The organism is Bacillus cereus group sp. BfR-BA-01330 (assembly GCF_022663885.1).
GTDB lineage: Bacteria > Bacillota > Bacilli > Bacillales > Bacillaceae_G > Bacillus_A > Bacillus_A cereus.
The window spans coordinates 291961-310170 of record NZ_JAKUGK010000004.1; the positions used below are offsets into that span (position 1 = coordinate 291961).

The window sequence follows — 18210 nt, forward strand, 5'->3', positions numbered from 1 at the left end:
ACTTAAAATACATCAGTAAATTGCAAAGTTAAAATTAAAATACCTAATCCCCATACGTAATACGCGAATACTTTTAAGGAGTGACGTTTTAAATATTGAATCATCCATGAAACGGCTATGTATCCAAAAAACGCTGCTGATAACGTTCCGACAATTAAAGATGTACTAGAAATAGATTCTGCTTTCCCTTGAAAAACGTCTACAAATTGCAAAATGATAGCTCCAACAATGGCTGGTGTCGAAAGTAAAAAAGAAAAGTAAGCAGCTGTTTCACGATCTAATTTTCTCCATAATGCAGCGACAATTGTCATTCCAGAACGAGAAATGGCTGGAAAAATAGCAGCAGCTTGAAATGAACCGATAATTAATGCGTCTTTATATGTTATGTCATCCATTTTTTTACGACCATTCTTTTGTTTATCTGCCATGTAGAGAAAGAATCCGGTCACTAAAAACTCCCAACCGATCGTGATTCCTGTTTTTGAAATATCTTCAAAGAAGTCTTTAAACAATAAACCAATAACAACTGCGGGTATTGTCCCAACGATAAGTAATAACATGAGCTTTGAAAATGGGTTTTTAATTAAATATATAAATTCTTTTTTGTAATAAATAAAAACCGCAAGTAAAGTCCCAATATGCAGCATCGTATCTAAAAATAAGCCAGCCTCATCTAATCGGAACAAATGCCTTCCTAAATAAAGATGTCCGGTACTACTGATTGGTAAAAATTCTGTTAAACCTTGAATTATACCTAGTATGAAAGCTTCTAACCAATTCATGATGGTCTCCTTTCTCTTTTGCTTGTACCAATATATGAGGGGTAAATTTTCGATATGAAAAAAACTATATTTCTCTATGAATTTACTTTTCATTTATGGATATATATGTAAAGAGGGTTAAGGAGGGTTATTATGTGGAAGCACACAAAATTCGGTAATGTATTACTTTGGGTGGGCCCTATCCTTGTATTTTTAGGACTATGTATGACAAATGTTATTTCAGATATTCCTTTCTTTGAGGGAAAACATAAAACGGTTGGTATTGTACTTATATTTATAGGTGTAATCTGTTTTGTTGCTGCTAATCATTTGAAAAAAGGAGAAAGATATGAAGAATAAATCTAAATAAAAAACAATCCTGGCATATTAGCTAGGATTGTTTTTTATTAATGTTGATTATTTGTAGAATACTTTATCAACGTTATATTTCGCTTTGTATTCATTAATGATATATGTTTCGTAAATTTCTCTTTCTGTTGGATCTTCTACGATACATGCATCAATGCGGTATACTTCATCACGGTGATTTTTAATTGGTGAAACATTATCTTCAAAATGCTTCTTAATACGTTGTCTAATTTTACGAGCTTTACCTACGAAAAGAAGTTCGTCATTAATATTGTAAAACATAAAAATGCCGCCTTTATCTCTAGGGAACAAGTGGAAATCGATAAATCCATTAATTGGAGTAATGATTGGCTCGTCTCCTTTAATAACTTGTTTACGTTCAGTAATTGAAACATCAGCTTCAGGAATATTAATTTTAATCAAGTTCATTCACGTCCTCTTTTATTATAAAGATAAATAATAGCATACATAAGTAAGAAAAGCTATGTTCAGAGGCATATTTCATTTTATAATTCAAATATTATAGGTGTATCATGTAAACTTTTCTTCCAAATCATATGATCGCTGGATTCTCCCCAGTAATCTTTCAATACATAGCTAGGTTTTCCAAACTTTTTCGTCCATATACTTTGCGCATTTTTATATCCACTATCTAAACAATATTCTGTTATCCCTCTGCTAAGTAATGTAAGAAACATTGTATGTAGTAATAAACTCCCTATTCCCTTTCTCTGATACTCCGGAAGTATGAATACAGTTCCTATTTCATACAAATTTTTAAGTACACCACCTGTACAACTATTAATCAATGTACTTGCTGGACCGATTTCGATTGTTCCAATGATTTTATCGTTACTTGTATCAATTGCTAATAAAAAGTAACGACCTTCTCCGTTACTATCAAAATCACTTTTCAAATACTGCTTTTTTGAGTTAATTTCATTTTCTATGTCATCCAATGATTGTGACAATCCTTCATTTTTGTATGTATTCGTAATAACGATACGGAAAAATAAATATAGTTCATCTACATCATTCAAATTCGGTCTTCTAACTGCAACGTTAGTCATGAATTCAATCTCCAATCCTCATTATGCCATTGTCAATACAACACTTTATATAATCTATTCATCATTATTCTGCAAAAACCTGCATAAATCCAACAGTATAGAAAGCTCATTATAGATATTGATAAAATAATTTTTATATCCATAGTTGTATGAACAGCAGGACTAAGTACCGGAAAACGGAAAACATCGAGAACAATCATAATACCAATAATTAGACAAGTTGCTGAAAAGGAAACAATCCAAATTCTCCTCTTTAATTTTAAAAAGGATACTCCTAAGGCTAGACCTAATAAGCCTGTAGTAAAAGGAAAGACAATTAGTTCACTTGGCTCAATAATAAATAATAGAAAAATAGTAAGAATATAAGAAAGTATTCCCTCACGAATAGAATAGAAAATAGCAAAAAAAATCGGTAATGTCGAAAATGGACTAATGAGCAAACCTATACCAGGAACTAGGTTTGCTGCTGCTTGAAACATGGTGGCTAATGTACTCATCAAAGCTGTAAGTACTAACTTATTCGCAAGGGACAATTTTCTTTTATGAACAAAGCTTATATCATGCTCTATCATCAGTTGATACCAATAACGTACAAACCGATTCATTAAAATCCCCCCTAAAGACACCTCATTCATTACTTTCTATATTATTCGTACACATACGGTTTATGAGTTACTTTCTGCAAGTTAATAGATGCTCATACATTGAAGATTTTTAGGGGGATAAGTTAAGTCGTGCGTTTTGGGAACAGAATGAATTCCTTATATTATATTTTTAGACTGATAATTTGTATCGTATTAAGGGATAATTTCAAAAATGGTACCTTTGTTAAAATCAGTTACTTTCATAGAACCGTAAACTCCTAAATATAATCTAGTTTGATTCAAATTTGTTCCTAAACTCATATAATAAGCTGCTTGCGTACCAAAATCATAATTGGTTTCAATAGCATGAAAGTCAGCATGTTTACCGTCTATACCTGCTCTAGTATACGCTAAAACACCCTTAACTGGCGGTCGAGAATCTTCTTTCTTAGCAAGGTCAGTAAACACTACGTTACCTGTTAAATTTGGAATTGAATTTCCCATATATGGCTGAACTCCTGTAAGTGAAGTTCCTCCAAACTTATCTGTTCTAGAATCTTTATGAAAATAACTAAGTAGAGGCAGAATACGCTTCACTGAAGTTTGTATTGTTTCATCATAATAAACCATTGTTCTCTCATCCAAAGTCTGATTTTCGGAACAATGTCGTATAAAAGAAGTAGGCAAATCCCCTTCCCATCCTCGCCACCCAAAATTGATAAACCCATCTTGATTGGGAGTTAATCTCATAAAATGCATTTGAACAAGTTCTGTAACCGGTATAGGTTTATATTGAACAAATGAAAAAATAGACTCTACAATATCTTGTCCGACATTTCCAGCGTATTTGATATATTGATTATAAAACCTTTGAAATGAAATGCCGGTTATATTACGTACTCCTTTTGCAATTACTGTAAGTGTTTCTTGTATAGATAAAGGAAGTTCATTAAAGCGTGTAACTACAGGAGGGTTATTTATAAATGTATTTTTACTTACATCGATTTCAATTATTTTTCCTGCTATTTCTAAATCATCTTGGCTTAAGTTAAATGGATCATAACCTGATCCGCCATCTCCATTTGTAAAAACAAGTTTTCCAGTCTCAGGTGAAAAGTTTAAACTATTGACTCCGTTATGATTAAAAAATGGTCTTCTTACATTCAGTAATGTTCGTCGCTTTTGAGCTTGACCATTAGGTTGTAAAGTCCATTCTTCCACTGTATCAATGTGATCATATTGTGTATTTCTATTAACCCACTTTAAATTTAACGTTTTAGGGTCACAAGGATTCGGTTTAAATTGCTCAGAAAATGCACCTGGTCCTTGAGTTCCAGCTACTGAATAATGAAGATAAAATAACCCATTTTGATAAAATTGTGGATGGAACGCAAGTCCTAGCAATCCGCGTTCATCATAACCGCTACTAGAAACACCTTCAAATGTACCTAATTTAATAATTTGTTGACGAATATCTAAAAATGTCTTTATAACTCCGTCCCCTATGTAAAAAATCTCTCCTAATTGGGTTGCGATAAATAGTCTTTCGGTCGATTCACCTGGAAGTATCGTTGTTTTCAATACGGTTGGTAAATTTACGTTATGAACAATGGGTCGTAAACTAACTTTAACTTTTGTCAATTAACTGTACACCCCTTTTTCTTCTTTTTATAGAAGAATATGATTAGAGTAGTTTTGTTAGTATCAAATAAGTTGTATTCCTTTTTATTACAATTTTGTATATAATATAAGTATCAATATATTAGGGGAATCAATTATGACACTCTTATTACAAATCATCTTACCACTTATATGTGCAGTATACTTATTTACCCTCTATCATAAAGGGACGTATGGATCAGCTTCATTCATTTTAGCAGTCATGATAGGAATTTTCGGTTTAGAGAATATTTTTCAATATGCTAGTCTAACAGATCATGCTATTTATCCATATTGGGGCAGTTTGAAGGCTGTTGTTATCGTTTTATCAGTCGTATTTCTATTTAAAAAAGGTGGTTTAACAGGGAAATATTGATTTTTAATGCGTTACATATTTTCTTGTTAAATTGCTTTTATTTTATAAAAGCAGAAATATTTATGTAAAAACACGAAGGGATGTGTTACATATGTCTATAAATATTATTTCAATAGTATCTATCATAATATGGATTTTGTTAATTACAGAACTTATAAAACCTTCAAAAGAACAGAATGGACGAAAAATAGTAACTTTAGTAACTGCTGGTTCCGTATCAACACTTATTTTAACGGTTTCATTTATTCAAAATATCCCGTTTTGGAATTGATAGTGATATAACTAACAAAAATATGTATAAATAAAAAGATTAGGATTCACTCCTAATCTTTTTATATTTTGAGGTAGCACCATATGCCCAGCAAGCTAAGGTCTTGAAGTAGCCCTTAAACAAAATTTTAAATTTTTCTAAAGTTATTTATGTGAATTCAAATCGTTTTCAGGAACATATGTGGTCCTTTTACAATTTGAATTTCTTTTTAAGTTTCTTATATTTTCTGTACGAACGTCTAACAATGTTTAACATAAAATACGGTATTTTAACCGGGAAAGGCAATTTATATATGAAAGGAAAATAAAAGGTGAAATATGCCTTTTCTAGGTCTCTTCACTTACTATCTTCTTTTGTTTTTAAGAAATCAGATACATCGACTACATATCCCCTTCCTTTTTCCATCATCACATTTTTCCCGTGAACATCACAAGGAGTTAACCCTTGTTCCCTCGCATACTCTAAAGCCTCATTAATATCAAGTATTACTTGCTTAGGAATTTTAATCCCCTTATGAATAGCATCGTATAAGGTAATTTCTTTTAAACGTTTCAATACTATGAAATTTTCTCCTTTATATATAAGCTTTGAATAAGAAGGATGATCTCCAATTCTTCGGTATACTTCTGACTCTTTTTCAATTCCTTCTCCTTCTCGCACGTAAACTTTCACTACCCAATCTTTGTATTCTTTGTGCATGAATACTGCGGCATAATTACCTGTTCCTAAACACTTCCAAAGTCTAGGAATATCTTTAACTACTACAGGCTCGAATTCATCCTCACTTCTGATACTTACCTCTTTTAATAATTCGTCATTTATCAATCCCACAAAACTATTTATACTCATCATTCCCACTCCGCTTTTGCTAAAAGGGGGCCCACCCACATTTTAACGAAAATATACACTAAGCGAATTTTAGCATAAAACGAGTCATTTTTCTTCTTAAAATAAAAAGCTAACTCGTTTTATTTAAACTGTTGAATACTTAATATTTATTCCGTTATTCATAGCCAAAAACCGTACGATATAAAAATATTTCTAATTATTTTCATTTTTTCAGAGTCAACTGTATAGGGCTTTTCTTAGTACAAGTTCTCTTCGTTCATTACCCATGCCAAATCTATAAAACATTGTTTAGAAGTGTAGCAAGGGTTTGTTAATGGTTCAATTCTTCTTCCACAACTATTTTTGTTAGCAAAAACTTTTATTGTTTTAATAGTCTTTTGTTTAATTCCCACAATGCTGTTTTATTGCTATCCCATTTCAAAAGCGTTACTGCTTCCTCAAAGTATAACCATTTATAATTAAAGTGTTCTTTAGATAATGATATGTTTTTTGTAGGGACTTTAACTCCAAAAGAAAATTCTTTTATTACATAAACCTCTTCTCCCCAAAGGAATCCTCCAACTACATCCTCTACTGGTAGCGAAGACACAGAATCTAATTGTATATATGGACATTCTCTTGTAATACCAGCCTCTTCAAACGCTTCCCGTTTTGCTGATTCAATAGGAATCTCACCGTCTTCTCCGCCACCAGCTATTCCTTGCCAATAACCATAATCACTTCGGTTAAAAATGGCATATTGAATAGAATCGGCAGTTTTTATATAAGGAAATATCAATACTTGATATGGCGCTCTCATTACTTAACCTCCTCTCGAAAATAAGTTTTAAATCAATATGAATAAAGAGCCGCCATCACAATTCTACATTATTAATGCAGGTTTATAATGTCGGCCCTCTATTTTAAAATAATTTTATTTTTCATAAACAGGCTTACTCTTAATAGAGGAAAAACTACTTATTCTCTGTCGAATTTGTTTAGCATGGTTTTTCATAAATGTTAGCAGTACTCCATATTATTCAATTGCGCCAGCAACGTCATAATCATTTAAATCTAATTCAATCGGTTGTCCGAGCGCTAGTTTAGCAAGTTCCGCTCCTAAGTATGGACCAGCTGTTAAACCCGAAGCCCCTAATCCATTCGCAACGAGAATTCCTTCAAATTTAGGTAGTGGTCCGATAACAGGTAAGAATCCTGGTGTGAATGGTCTGAATCCAACTCTCGTTTCAAGCATTGTAGCATTTTCTAAGCCAGGTGCAACTGCTAATGCCTTATGGAATACTTCATGTAAACCACCTGCTGTTACACGATGATCGAAACCAGTATCATTCTCATGTGTTGCACCAATTACGACATGACCATTGTCAAACGTTAAAATATATTGATCGTTTGGTGGCATAACAACTGGCATATTTTCTGTTGCTGTATTTTCAATTTGCAGATGAACAATTTGTCCTTTTTGGAATGTAACTAAGAAATTAATTCCTAATGGTTTCAAGATTTCATTCGCCCATGCGCCTGCAGTTACAATAACCTTTTCCGCTAAAATTGTTTCATCGTTTACTGTAACTCCCGTAATATGATTTCCTTCACGGACTAATATAGCATCGCCTTTTATGAAAGTTGCACCATGTTTTTTCGCAGCACTTATTAATGCATTGCGTAATAATCTTCCATTTACTCGTGCAGCACCACTAATATGAACAGAACTATATTCGTCTGATAATGCTGGGAATAATTTTTTTGTTTCTTCAGCTGATAAGCGAGTTATTTCACCAATCTCCGGGGCATCTTCACGTCGTTTATAAGCTAGCTCTTCCATTTGATCTAACTTTTTCTCGTCAGTATGTAAACTAATTGCACCTACACGATTATATCCTGTGTCAGTTTCACCGTCTTCTTCTAATTGCTGAATTAACGAAGAATAGTAACGTGCACCGCCTTTAACGATTTTATACCATGCTTTATTACGGCGCTGTGATAGCCATGGACATACAATACCTGCTCCTGCATCGGTTGCTTGCCCTAATTGTTGGCGATCCACGATAGTAACATTCGCACCTGCCTTAGCAAGATGATAAGCAGTAGACGCTCCTAAAATTCCTGATCCAACTACAATATACGATTTCATTTCAAACACCTTTTCTCTTTTGCTAATTATATAAATATAAGAACATTCCTTAGTATAATGGAAGGAATGCTTTTTTCAATGTACTCATCACAATTAATTGTTGCAGCATTGTGACTTCCTTAATCATTATTTTTTCTTCTTACGGAATAATTCAATTGTTTTGTAGCCTTGTGAAAGGATTTCTATCATTTTCTCTAGACGTTTTTCACGTGTTTTTTCTTGTTTCACAGAAAAAAGATTACGTGCCCAATCTTTTTGGTATCCAGGCGTTAAACTTTGATAAAACTTAAGTTCATTCGGATGATTAGCTAATAATGCTTCAACATCTTTAATTCGATCTGCATAATCGGCAACACATTGACTCATAGCAGATGTTTTTGTTGTTTTTTTCTTTTCACGTTTTAAACCAACAACAGTAAAGACTTCATCCATACTTACCATTCGTGCAAATTTAATATCGCTTTCTCCCACATAACCATCTTCTCCAACGTTTAATGCCGGAAACATCTCATCACGGTGAATAAACGTACTATAACGAGCATTACCTTTTTTCGGATATGCGAAGAATACGTAACCTTTTTCAATTAGTAATTCTTCATTACTAATAATAAAATTCGTTTGTTTCACCATTTCATCAAGCGTTTCTACAAATATAAAGATAGCATCGTGTTCTTTTGAGAATGCAGTTTCTTTACCTGTAAAAATGTCATAATCACTTGGTTCGTTAATAACGACCATATTTGTATACTTATTAAGTTTCAATTTATCAATAACTGACATAATAATCTTCCTTTACATTCAAAATTCATTGTACATACTTTTTCGTACTGTTCTAGTGTATTATATGTATTAAGAAAATCAAACTTTAAATCGTATTATTCTGCTGCAAAAGAACATAATTCTTTACTAGATGGGGTGGTTTTATGCCATATGTAATCCGAGATGAAGGGCTAGTTTTACAAGGGGATGATGGAAAAGAACCAATTTTTCATACATATGAAGAAGCTGAGGAAACATTAAAAACATTAACTATACCGCAGTTTCCGAAACATATTAGAAGAAAACCATTTACACCAAAAATAATAAAGATAGCCGCTTCTGAATAAGAACCCGCTATCTTTATTATTCATAACTTAATAGCAAATAAAGTATATAAAAACTCTTTATATTGATCTTCTGTAATTTCACGCTTAGTTTTTTCCCCATGAATAATTTCGGTTAAACTTGTATTCGTTAATGAAATATGGCCAGAGTTCGTCAACTTTACTGCAATTGGTCCTTTATTAAAAATAGACTTCTCATCTTCTATCACTCTTCTTTGAACATCATTTACTACTATCTCATCAATAATATGTTTATAAAAAGCATGACAAACTTTCCATTCTCCAGCAGCATCTATTCTTTCTAAAACATAATTTCCTTTATTCGTATCTTTCCGTCTCACCCGGTACGAACCATTTTTTGAAGAAACCGAATCGCCAGTAAAAGGTACAGGAACAAGAGGTACTAACGAAGCTATACCTACATCAATTAAATACTGTACATTATCATAAGTTAAAATAATTGTTATATGGCCATCCTCAAGTGCCCATGCATTTATATCGTTTTTATAAACCGTACCTAATGCCAGTTGTACATCATAGCCACAGTCTCTTAAGAAATAGTAAAAAAGAGTATTTAATTCGTAGCAAAGTCCACCACGGGAACTAGTTAAAATTTTCTCTCGTAAGTTTTCCAGAGAGATTTGATTCGTATTTCGTGCTATAACATCTAAATTCTCAAATGGTATAGTATGCGCAAACGAAAAGAGTATGGTAGGTAATTCTTCAAACGTTACATCATTACGTTTTTTAAGATTTAATCTTGTGAAAAGCTGATCTTGTAAACTTGTCATATTTAGCACCCCTTAAAAATTTATAAGTTTAAATAATATATGCTGATTGTAAATTTTAAGGGGCACTGTAACAATGTACATTTCATTTAACTGTACCGGTACAAAAATTACGATTCACATAGGAGGTGTGATTACACATGTTTTTTGTAATCACTTCTTTTTGGGGCAAATCAAAAGCTACGAATATAAATTTAATAGTTTATCTATAGGCAAATTATTACTATCACTTAAATCAACAAAATATTGAAGTTGCCACGTTTGGCTCTTTTTAGCTTGATTACTAACAGTGGTATCCCAAACAGGATAAATTCTCGTTGCCATTTTCCCTGTTTGACTTTGTGTTCTCAATATTTTTTCTTTAAGAAGAATCTCTTTAGGAAAAATAAATTGCCCTAGTTTATTATCAGCAATACAAGTGATTACTAATAAATCAGGAGCAGCTTCATAAGAGAAAGCTCTATTTCGCATATTTTCATCTTTCTCCCAAAAAGAAACAAATTGACCAATTTTATTAGGTGTAACTTTTGATTTTCTAAAACGAATGGTTTTGTTATTTAAGTGGAATAAACATCCGGCATATTCTGCGTTTTGCTTTTCTTCTTTTAGATTCGTAATCATTAAGTTGTTAGGTTTGTAAACTATATTATTTAAATTTTGGATTATATTATTAAAATTGTTCAAAAAAACTCCCCCTTTATTCATCTCTTAGTTTACCACAAACATCAGTTCTTCTATATCGTATATAATTATGAACTAAGTGAAATGGGGGAATTTAGCAGGATATAATTATTACTTTAATGTACTTAGTTTTTCAATTGCTTGTTGTTCAGTTGCTAAGTAAAAAATGTCATTCCCTTTATTACATTCATAAATAAAATCTTTTAAGCTTTTACTAGTATACATAGAGAAATCTCCAACAATAGCAATCTTTACCTTGTAGTTTATAAACTTTTGAAGGATATCGCCCGCAAGCCGTGTTTTTAGGTCAAAGAAATCTTCACTTATTAAAGATTTATGGATAATAATATGTTTCGCATCTACCTCATATTGAACTGTTGCCATAGTATCTAATGCAGACTGAACATCCGATATTAATACCTTATCGTTCCTAATGACCGCAATATTGATTCCATCGATTACTACTTTCTTTATTTCCATAGTCCTCCCCCTTTATAATTTACACAGTATGAGTAAAATTGTTTTACAAAACTTCGTATTAATCATAGATTAAATTAGCCACAGCTATTAAAATGGCCTCTATTTTTTGTTGTAAATATCTATTTTTTATTACTAATACGGTCAATGAAATTAATGATAGTTTCTCTTTTTTGTATTTTTGAATATATATATATGGAATTACTTTTACTTGTTATAAAAATATTGTGGAGTAACATAACTTAACAAACTATCCAAAGTGTTAATCTCGGCATACGGTTGTATTTTGGTAGTATTCTTGATCTTCTGAGGGTTAAACCACACACCTTTTATATTTACATTTTGAGGACCAGCAATATCCTTTTCTAAGTCATCCCCAACAAATAAAGTATTTTCCGGTTGTAAATTTAACTTATTTAATGCTAGTTCGAATATACGTTTATCAGGTTTACTAAATCCCACTTCTTCAGAAATAATGATTGTTTCAAAATACCTATTTAAATTCGTGTTAAATATTTTAGCTTTTTGCCTCTGAGTTGAGCCATTTGTTATAATTCCAACTTTAAAGTGCTTCTTTATTTGATTTAAGAAATGAATAGTATTTTGGTCTATTGAAAAACATCTAGGGAAATTATTATTCCAAAAATCTTGGATGTAATTGCGTGGCAATCTATACTTCGGCGTGAATTCATCAAACAATGATTCTAAAACTGTCGTTTTATTACTTATGCCATATTCTCTTTTATCGTATTCTTTGAATTTCTGTAACATGTTGCTTTTAGCCGAACCATCTACATTTTCATAACACTTTTCTAAAACAATTAAAAATAATGCCTCTACTGCTTTATCCCTATCAAGTAATGTATCATCTAAATCAAACAGCATCGCTTTATAACCCATCAAATCATTTCACAACCTTTCTAGCATTATATAAATCTCTCCAAGTTTGTACCTTTAAACTTTTGGTTTAGCAAGAACATTGTTATGTAGTGATTAACGATTAAATAGAAACTAGATGAAAGAAATCCAAAGTTCTTGGCACACACTCTAGTATTACGGTAGCTTCTTCTATATTGAAATTCCTTTTCCTCTTTTGGTAAAGAAGCAAAAGTATATTTTCGCGAATTTTAAGAAACTACATACATTTCACGTTATTATACATTAGTTTTTCGTAAATATTAATCGTACATCAATTCATACGATAAGTTTTTTAAAACAATTATTTCTCCATAAAAAAGTAATATAGCTAATAATATTTTTTAGTAGTAAACGTCCTATGAAGTTTACTACTGTATCTCCACATAAACTCCAGATAGTACGGCTATAATGACTACCAGAGGTGATATTATGAAAAACTATCATATTCTCGTGGTAGAGGACGATCAAGAAATTCAGGAATTAATTAAACAATTTTTAATGACACAGCATTATACAGTGGTAGTCGCTTCAGATGGACTAGAGGGTATGACACAATTTAATAAGCAATCATTTGATTTAATTCTTCTAGATGTCATGATGCCCAATCTTAATGGGTTTGAAGTTTCTAAAATGATTCGAAGTCAGTCAAACGTACCAATTATTATGCTAACTGCGTTGGAAGAAGAGGAAGATCAAATGAAAGGATTCGACCTTGGGATCGATGATTATATAACAAAGCCCTTTTCATTTCATGTTTTGATTAGACGAGTCGAAGCTGTACTTAGAAGAAGTTATGATAAAAATGTAAATAATCATTTGATATTTAAAGAAGTGCGTATCGATGTGGATGCATATAGAGTATATGTAAATGACGTTGAGATTATATTAACGACAAAAGAGTTTGAAATTCTACAACTACTATTTCAAAATGAGAGAAAAGTACTTACAAGAGAAAATATCGTAGAGAAGGTTTGGGGGTACGATTATTTTGGAGAAACACGAATAATTGATACACATATTAAAAATCTACGTAAAAAATTAGCTATCCCTTATATTAAAACAATAAAGGGTATTGGTTATAAAATTGATGAATAGTATTGTGAAACTCATGAAGATGAAGCAAATTACTTACAAACTCTTTATGACTACATCTCTCATTTTGTTATCCTTTGCAGTATTGATTTATTTAACTTTATACTTCTTTCTCCCTACGTTTTATGAGCAATATAAAACAGATCAACTTCAAACAGGGATAAACGAAATCATTGATAAATCTAAAAATCTTACGTTTCAAGATGCGATACCACTTTTTGATGAATACGCAAAAAAAAATAATGCGATGCTTTATCTTCAAAATAAAGAAGGAGTAATTATTTACTCTCCTTCATTTTCTTTTATTCAAAGTGGTACGCAAAAAACAGTAGTTACTAAAGCAACACGATTCGAGAATGCAAGTACCCTTAGCAATTCATATAACGCTACGAAACCAATTCAATTTCAAGATGGTAGTTTAACGCTTGTAGTGTTTGCTACATTTCAACCGATTGATGAAGCTTCACAGGTTTTAGTACGCTTTCTCCCCTATATTAGTATCATTGTGCTCGTTATTGGTATAGGGAGTGCTTATTTTTATTCCAGGTTTATTACAAAGCCACTTATTTATATTAATGAAGGTGCACAAAAGATGGCAAATTTAGATTTCTCCGAAAAAATTGAGGTTCGCTCTACAGATGAGTTAGGAGAATTATCTAATAGTTTGAATGACATGTCTATTAACTTGCAACAAGCTATGTTTGATTTAAAAAAAGCAAATGAACAATTAAAAAATGATATTGAAAAAGAAAGAGAAATAGAAACAAAACGCAGAGAGTTTTTTGCGATTGTAGCACATGAATTAAAGTCCCCTCTTACTGTAATGAAAGGCTACTTAGAAGGGATGATTTATAATATTGGCCCTTATCAAAATCGCGATCAATATTTAAAGAAAAATCATCAAATTATTGAAAGTATGGAACAATTAGTTCGTGAAATTTTAAGCGTATCGAAATTAGAACAACACACCTTCAAACTAAAAGTAGAGAAAGTTAATCCTTCAAAGTTAATAGGTACAATCACAAAAGATCTCGAATTTTTTGCTTCTCAAAAGAGCATCGAAATAATAAAAGAAATTGATTCTGATCTTTCTATTTATACAGATTGTGCTCTTTTAGAAAAAGCATGTAAAAATATTATTCACAATGCGGTTATGTATTCACCACATAATGAAAAAGTCTATATAAAGTTAAGTGAGGATTCGAAACAAGGTCAAATCGAAATGCAAATTATAAATACAGGTGTCAATATTAAAGATGAAGATTTACAACAAATTTTCAAACCATTTTATCGAATTGAAAAATCAAGAAATCGAAATACTGGAGGAAGTGGTTTGGGGTTATATATTGTTAAACAAATTCTTGAAACGCTAGATATAAAGTATTCAATAAAAAATATGGAACATAGTGTACAATTTTGCATGAGTATTCCATTATCTAAACACAAAAACAAACAAACTCTCCTTTAAATAGGACGAGTTTGTTTGTTTTTGTGGTAAGTATAAACTTATTAACAGGTTTTTCGTTTAATGATATATATTGCTTCTTAAATGGTAATTATCATAAGTGGTGACAAACTGTATTCAATTTACATATTTATCTTTTACTATAACAGCAAAAACGAAATTCCGCTTAGCAGCAAATTAGATTCTCTTATTTGAGATGCATTTCATCTATGAAACTGAAAAGGAAGATGAAAAATGCATATTTCCCTCCATTTTTCAGATTAATTTAAAATTCTTTTATGGTAAGCTATATGTAAAGATTAAACATAAAACATAAAGGATGATTCGTATGCAAATAAGGCCACAAGTAAGTGAATATAACTCCTATTATGCAACGTATACCAACTTAGTATCAGACGGAAATATCATACATATTCTAGAACAACAAATGAAGGAAACGAATCTCTTATTAAAGGAAATTTCTGATAGTGAGGGACTTTTCCGGTATGCTCCTACTAAATGGAGTATAAAAGAAGTAATCGGTCATATAGCAGATACAGAACGGATTATGGCGTATCGATTGCTATCAATCGCTCGAGGCGAGACAGCAGAACTTCCAGGCTATAATGATGATATGTATGTTCTTAGAGCTGCTTTTGATAAGCAATCTATGCAAGATCTTCTTGAGAATTTAATAGTTGTTCGCCAATCTACCCTGTATTTACTTAGAAGCTTAGATAAAGAAGCTTGGTCACAAAGAGGAAATGCGAATAATTCTGAAGTTACAGTTCGTGCATTAGCATACATCATTGCTGGTCATGAGCTTCATCATCTTCAAATTATAAAAGAACGTTACCTTGGTTCTGATTTATATCCAGCAACTTAACATTTGAAGAAAATGAGTCCTATTTATGTAGGGCTCTTTTTCAGTATTTATAACGGATTAGTGCTTAGAACCATGGTGATTAAATGCATTTATTTATAAAGTCCACCACATAATATATATGCTATCCCCTTTTATTCTGTACATGAATTTCTTTAGGTTGATATACTACAAACTCAATATATCTGGAAAGGTGATGATATTATGTATGAACAGCAAAATAATAGAGATAGAGATCAAAAAATGATGTTTTCTATGCAGGGAGTTCCCTCAAATAAAATTAACATGAATCAATTACCTAAATGGATTAGAATTTTTGGCTATTGTGTGTTTGGTTGGATAATAGTATTTAGTTTAATTATGATTGTAGGTTTAATTCTGCAATAACTATGTGTGATTATCCCATGATATAGGTAACCAATTATAATAAAAAGAACTTGTAGAATATCCTACAAGTTCTTTTAAAAATATTATTAAAACGGGAACGACAAACTATTTTAACATTCAGTACAGGGAGACCATTTTGATTATGGCTTGATTTTATTATAAATCAAATATAAGCTTTTGAAAGGTCTAGTTTTTGAAAAATATGTGAATTAAACAGCTACGATGTTTATATTAGATTTCATTTATGACTAACTTCTTCTTACTTAAATACACTGCACGATCTGATTTTTTAGCAACCTCCTGTGAGTGAGTCACAACAATAATGCATTTATTCTCTTTATGTGCAAGTTCTTGAAACAGTTCTATTATATCCATTGCGGTTTCTTCGTCGAGGTTTCCTGTCGGCTCATCTGCAATTAGTAAATCAACATTACACGATAGTGCTCGAGCAATTGCTACACGCTGTTGTTGTCCACCGCTTAGTTGCAGGACGTTTCGTTTCGCTTCAAGTTCTGTGAGTCCTACCCTCTCTAATAATTCTAATGCTCTTGCTGTTTTATTTTGCACTTTAACACCTGTAATTTCCATTGCTGTTAAGACGTTTTGAAGAGCGGTCATATAGGTAATTAAGTTATAAGATTGGAAAATTACAGATACATTTTGATTACGGTATCGATCCAAACCAATTTTTCTAATATCTTTGCCATTATACAGTACATAACCATTTTTAGGGACATCCAGTCCACAACCTAAACTTAGAGTTGTGGTTTTACCAGATCCAGATGGTCCTAAAATCGTGTAGAAATGTCCTTTTTGAAAAGAAAAGTTAACATTATCTAGTATCGCTACATTTTTTCCATTACTTTCATAATAATAATCCAAATTTTTAAACTGTAAAATCGTCTCCATATCGATCCTCCTCATTCATCTTTTAAAAGAATTTGTTTTGGGTTTAAACGTAGAATAGATAATGCTGGAAGAAGCGTTGCTATTATAGCAATAGCTAGTCCAATTCCACCCATTTTCCCTACATCTTCTCCTGTTACACTTACATCAATTTTATCAATCGGATCTTCTTTTTGATTTTGTAGAGTACCACCAGATCCAGCCATCATTACAGTACCATGTTGCGAGGTATCTGTTTCTTCGCTTGCAGTAGCTATTTCATTCGAAAGTAAATTATCCCCGATATATTGAGAAACTTTAGCTCCTGTTGTTATGGATAATCCAAATGCTAAAATAGCGACACATACTACTTCTACTACGAACTGTGCCATCAGTTTCCACTTTTTCTCTCCAATGGACAATAGAATTCCCATTTCTTTACGACGTCCTTTAATTGATAGCATAATGATTAATCCTAAAATAATCGCACCTGCAATCGATACAATATAAATAATCATTTGAGAAGTCGAAGAGATATTTTCGATAGGACCAATCATTTGCTTGTACAATGAATCATGCGCATCTAATTTATAATAATTAAAATCAATATTAGATTTTTTTGTTTCTTTTTTAAATGCATCAATATATTGTGGGTCATTCAAGAAATACACGACTTGAACACTACTTATACCTTGATCCACTTCTAATTTTTTCATAGTTGAATGTGGCATATATAGTTTATTAGCCGGATCCATTATAGGAGGAGCCTGTTGACTCATTGCTTGCTCATTTGTTTCGTAAATACCAATAATTTCAACCTCAAGGGTTTCCTTCTTATCCCCTGATTGCACTTTAACTTTGTCTCCTACTTTCAAATTGTTTAATTCCGCTAATCGTTTTTCCATTAAAGCTACATTCTGATTCTTCATTTGCTCTGTAATTGGTTTTCCATCAATGATTTTACTTTTTCCGTTTTTAAAGCTTTCTTGTAATGCAGTCTTGCGGACTCCCTCAATCATAAAAGAAGCATTCATATCTATTTCTGTACCAGAGCTTGAACCGCCTCGCACAGCCGCTATTCCCGCTTTACCTTTACCTTCTTCTCCTTCTGAAGCTCCTACTAGTTTAAGTCCATCAGAAATACCGAAAGTGTTAGCTATGTAATTATAGTCTTTTACATACTTGGACTTCGCTAATTGTTCTGTTTCTTTTGTATCGAGCTGCGGCGGACTTGGCATTTCTCCAGTTTCCTTAGCTTTTTGACCTAATTTGTCGAAATCAAGACCTAAAGTAACATCTGCACCAAGTTTTTTTCTCGCAGCATCCGCTGCTTTTTTTGACGCATTTTGGATTGTAAAACCTGAAAGAACCAAATTTGTAACAATCAGAAAAACTGCCATCAAAATTAATGATGTTCCTATCCTTTTTTTCATACTGAGAATTGCTCGTTTCATAAAATTCATTTTTCTTACCTCCTTGATA

Annotated in this window: 22 protein-coding genes and 1 pseudogene; 8 read left to right on the forward strand and 15 right to left on the reverse strand. The window is 31.9% G+C overall.

Going from position 1 to position 18210, the window contains the following annotated elements:
• Positions 1–2: 2 nt before the first annotated feature.
• A complete protein-coding gene (locus MR112_RS13455; protein WP_071713694.1) occupies positions 3–782 on the reverse strand; it encodes an undecaprenyl-diphosphate phosphatase in 780 nt (259 codons plus the stop codon).
• Positions 783–914: 132 nt separating this feature from the next.
• Between MR112_RS13455 and MR112_RS13460 the strand changes: the two genes are divergently transcribed.
• Positions 915–1121 (forward strand): hypothetical protein, encoded by a 207-nt coding sequence (locus MR112_RS13460; protein ID WP_000265477.1) that lies wholly within the window; start codon positions 915–917, stop codon positions 1119–1121.
• Between the two features lie 57 nt (positions 1122–1178).
• Here the strand turns inward: MR112_RS13460 and MR112_RS13465 are convergent, their stop codons facing one another.
• The 4 genes from MR112_RS13465 to MR112_RS13480 all read right to left on the reverse strand — a co-directional run bounded on the left by MR112_RS13465 (position 1179) and on the right by MR112_RS13480 (position 4425).
• Positions 1179–1559, reverse strand: coding sequence for a nucleotide excision repair endonuclease (locus MR112_RS13465; RefSeq protein ID WP_001048941.1), 381 nt, complete (start codon positions 1557–1559; stop codon positions 1179–1181).
• Positions 1560–1636: 77 nt separating this feature from the next.
• Positions 1637–2200 (reverse strand): GNAT family N-acetyltransferase, encoded by a 564-nt coding sequence (locus MR112_RS13470; protein ID WP_000185966.1) that lies wholly within the window; start codon positions 2198–2200, stop codon positions 1637–1639.
• Positions 2201–2232: 32 nt separating this feature from the next.
• On the reverse strand, positions 2233–2805 hold the full coding sequence (locus tag MR112_RS13475) for a YybS family protein (protein ID WP_242245039.1): 573 nt from the start codon (positions 2803–2805) through the stop codon (positions 2233–2235).
• A gap of 192 nt (positions 2806–2997) precedes the next feature.
• Entirely contained in the window at positions 2998–4425 is a 1428-nt protein-coding gene (locus MR112_RS13480) for a PQQ-dependent sugar dehydrogenase (RefSeq protein WP_098213694.1), read from the reverse strand.
• A gap of 136 nt (positions 4426–4561) precedes the next feature.
• On the opposite strand from MR112_RS13480, the gene MR112_RS13485 reads away from it, so the two are divergent.
• Together MR112_RS13485 and MR112_RS13490 are read left to right on the forward strand one after the other, a co-directional pair.
• Positions 4562–4819 (forward strand): hypothetical protein, encoded by a 258-nt coding sequence (locus MR112_RS13485; RefSeq protein ID WP_098213695.1) that lies wholly within the window; start codon positions 4562–4564, stop codon positions 4817–4819.
• A gap of 91 nt (positions 4820–4910) precedes the next feature.
• Positions 4911–5090: a hypothetical protein gene (locus tag MR112_RS13490; RefSeq protein WP_000026315.1), complete on the forward strand. Its 180-nt coding sequence runs from the start codon at positions 4911–4913 to the stop codon at positions 5088–5090.
• Positions 5091–5279: 189 nt separating this feature from the next.
• On the opposite strand, the pseudogene MR112_RS13495 reads toward MR112_RS13490, so the two are convergent.
• From MR112_RS13495 to MR112_RS13510, 4 genes and pseudogenes are all read right to left on the reverse strand, one after another.
• Positions 5280–5939: pseudogene (locus tag MR112_RS13495) on the reverse strand (protein kinase family protein).
• A gap of 358 nt (positions 5940–6297) precedes the next feature.
• The gene (locus MR112_RS13500; RefSeq protein WP_086693257.1) at positions 6298–6738 is read right to left on the reverse strand and encodes an NUDIX hydrolase; all 441 of its coding nucleotides are present in this window, start codon (positions 6736–6738) and stop codon (positions 6298–6300) included.
• Between the two features lie 216 nt (positions 6739–6954).
• Entirely contained in the window at positions 6955–8070 is a 1116-nt protein-coding gene (locus MR112_RS13505; protein ID WP_242245040.1) for an NAD(P)/FAD-dependent oxidoreductase, read from the reverse strand.
• 126 nt (positions 8071–8196) lie between these two features.
• A complete protein-coding gene (locus tag MR112_RS13510) occupies positions 8197–8850 on the reverse strand; it encodes a YdeI/OmpD-associated family protein (protein ID WP_000110844.1) in 654 nt (217 codons plus the stop codon).
• A gap of 143 nt (positions 8851–8993) precedes the next feature.
• Between MR112_RS13510 and MR112_RS13515 the strand changes: the two genes are divergently transcribed.
• Entirely contained in the window at positions 8994–9176 is a 183-nt protein-coding gene (locus tag MR112_RS13515) for a hypothetical protein (RefSeq protein ID WP_001147158.1), read from the forward strand.
• A 20-nt stretch (positions 9177–9196) separates the two neighbouring features.
• On the opposite strand, the gene MR112_RS13520 is transcribed toward MR112_RS13515, so the two are convergent.
• From MR112_RS13520 to MR112_RS13535, 4 genes are all read right to left on the reverse strand, one after another.
• Positions 9197–9964, reverse strand: coding sequence for an arylamine N-acetyltransferase family protein (locus MR112_RS13520; RefSeq protein WP_000202748.1), 768 nt, complete (start codon positions 9962–9964; stop codon positions 9197–9199).
• 177 nt (positions 9965–10141) lie between these two features.
• A complete protein-coding gene (locus MR112_RS13525) occupies positions 10142–10645 on the reverse strand; it encodes a MepB family protein (protein WP_001058866.1) in 504 nt (167 codons plus the stop codon).
• A gap of 108 nt (positions 10646–10753) precedes the next feature.
• Complete coding sequence (locus tag MR112_RS13530; protein ID WP_000403464.1) at positions 10754–11122, reverse strand: DUF4180 domain-containing protein; 369 nt, start codon at positions 11120–11122, stop codon at positions 10754–10756.
• Between the two features lie 204 nt (positions 11123–11326).
• Positions 11327–12019, reverse strand: a complete 693-nt coding sequence (locus MR112_RS13535) for an HAD family hydrolase (protein WP_227899903.1) — start codon at positions 12017–12019, stop codon at positions 11327–11329.
• Between the two features lie 447 nt (positions 12020–12466).
• On the opposite strand from MR112_RS13535, the gene MR112_RS13540 reads away from it, so the two are divergent.
• The 4 genes from MR112_RS13540 to MR112_RS13555 all read left to right on the forward strand — a co-directional run bounded on the left by MR112_RS13540 (position 12467) and on the right by MR112_RS13555 (position 15843).
• Complete coding sequence (locus MR112_RS13540) at positions 12467–13132, forward strand: response regulator transcription factor (RefSeq protein WP_000800727.1); 666 nt, start codon at positions 12467–12469, stop codon at positions 13130–13132.
• A 13-nt stretch (positions 13133–13145) separates the two neighbouring features.
• Entirely contained in the window at positions 13146–14597 is a 1452-nt protein-coding gene (locus MR112_RS13545) for a sensor histidine kinase (protein ID WP_227899904.1), read from the forward strand.
• A gap of 325 nt (positions 14598–14922) precedes the next feature.
• Positions 14923–15459 carry a DinB family protein gene (locus MR112_RS13550; RefSeq protein WP_227899868.1) on the forward strand — a complete coding sequence of 179 codons (537 nt, stop codon included), beginning with the start codon at positions 14923–14925 and terminating at the stop codon, positions 15457–15459.
• Between the two features lie 201 nt (positions 15460–15660).
• Positions 15661–15843 carry a hypothetical protein gene (locus MR112_RS13555; protein WP_000273230.1) on the forward strand — a complete coding sequence of 61 codons (183 nt, stop codon included), beginning with the start codon at positions 15661–15663 and terminating at the stop codon, positions 15841–15843.
• Between the two features lie 231 nt (positions 15844–16074).
• On the opposite strand, the gene MR112_RS13560 is transcribed toward MR112_RS13555, so the two are convergent.
• Both MR112_RS13560 and MR112_RS13565 read right to left on the reverse strand, forming a co-directional pair.
• The gene (locus MR112_RS13560; RefSeq protein ID WP_053564280.1) at positions 16075–16752 is read right to left on the reverse strand and encodes an ABC transporter ATP-binding protein; all 678 of its coding nucleotides are present in this window, start codon (positions 16750–16752) and stop codon (positions 16075–16077) included.
• 11 nt (positions 16753–16763) lie between these two features.
• Complete coding sequence (locus MR112_RS13565) at positions 16764–18191, reverse strand: ABC transporter permease (protein WP_227899869.1); 1428 nt, start codon at positions 18189–18191, stop codon at positions 16764–16766.
• Positions 18192–18210 lie beyond the last annotated feature (19 nt).

Coding starts and splice junctions, on each gene's coding strand:
- MR112_RS13550 (WP_227899868.1), top strand. CDS start 14,923: ATGCAAATAAGGCCACAAGTAAGTGAATATAACTCCTATTATGCAACG.
- MR112_RS13545 (WP_227899904.1), top strand. CDS start 13,146: ATGAAGATGAAGCAAATTACTTACAAACTCTTTATGACTACATCTCTC.
- MR112_RS13535 (WP_227899903.1), bottom strand. CDS start 12,019: ATGGGTTATAAAGCGATGCTGTTTGATTTAGATGATACATTACTTGAT.
- MR112_RS13565 (WP_227899869.1), bottom strand. CDS start 18,191: ATGAATTTTATGAAACGAGCAATTCTCAGTATGAAAAAAAGGATAGGA.
- MR112_RS13560 (WP_053564280.1), bottom strand. CDS start 16,752: ATGGAGACGATTTTACAGTTTAAAAATTTGGATTATTATTATGAAAGT.
- MR112_RS13470 (WP_000185966.1), bottom strand. CDS start 2,200: ATGACTAACGTTGCAGTTAGAAGACCGAATTTGAATGATGTAGATGAA.
- MR112_RS13460 (WP_000265477.1), top strand. CDS start 915: ATGTGGAAGCACACAAAATTCGGTAATGTATTACTTTGGGTGGGCCCT.
- MR112_RS13520 (WP_000202748.1), bottom strand. CDS start 9,964: ATGACAAGTTTACAAGATCAGCTTTTCACAAGATTAAATCTTAAAAAA.
- MR112_RS13475 (WP_242245039.1), bottom strand. CDS start 2,805: ATGAATCGGTTTGTACGTTATTGGTATCAACTGATGATAGAGCATGAT.
- MR112_RS13530 (WP_000403464.1), bottom strand. CDS start 11,122: ATGGAAATAAAGAAAGTAGTAATCGATGGAATCAATATTGCGGTCATT.
- MR112_RS13510 (WP_000110844.1), bottom strand. CDS start 8,850: ATGTCAGTTATTGATAAATTGAAACTTAATAAGTATACAAATATGGTC.
- MR112_RS13540 (WP_000800727.1), top strand. CDS start 12,467: ATGAAAAACTATCATATTCTCGTGGTAGAGGACGATCAAGAAATTCAG.
- MR112_RS13485 (WP_098213695.1), top strand. CDS start 4,562: ATGACACTCTTATTACAAATCATCTTACCACTTATATGTGCAGTATAC.
- MR112_RS13455 (WP_071713694.1), bottom strand. CDS start 782: ATGAATTGGTTAGAAGCTTTCATACTAGGTATAATTCAAGGTTTAACA.
- MR112_RS13490 (WP_000026315.1), top strand. CDS start 4,911: ATGTCTATAAATATTATTTCAATAGTATCTATCATAATATGGATTTTG.
- MR112_RS13465 (WP_001048941.1), bottom strand. CDS start 1,559: ATGAACTTGATTAAAATTAATATTCCTGAAGCTGATGTTTCAATTACT.
- MR112_RS13555 (WP_000273230.1), top strand. CDS start 15,661: ATGTATGAACAGCAAAATAATAGAGATAGAGATCAAAAAATGATGTTT.
- MR112_RS13515 (WP_001147158.1), top strand. CDS start 8,994: ATGCCATATGTAATCCGAGATGAAGGGCTAGTTTTACAAGGGGATGAT.
- MR112_RS13505 (WP_242245040.1), bottom strand. CDS start 8,070: ATGAAATCGTATATTGTAGTTGGATCAGGAATTTTAGGAGCGTCTACT.
- MR112_RS13500 (WP_086693257.1), bottom strand. CDS start 6,738: ATGAGAGCGCCATATCAAGTATTGATATTTCCTTATATAAAAACTGCC.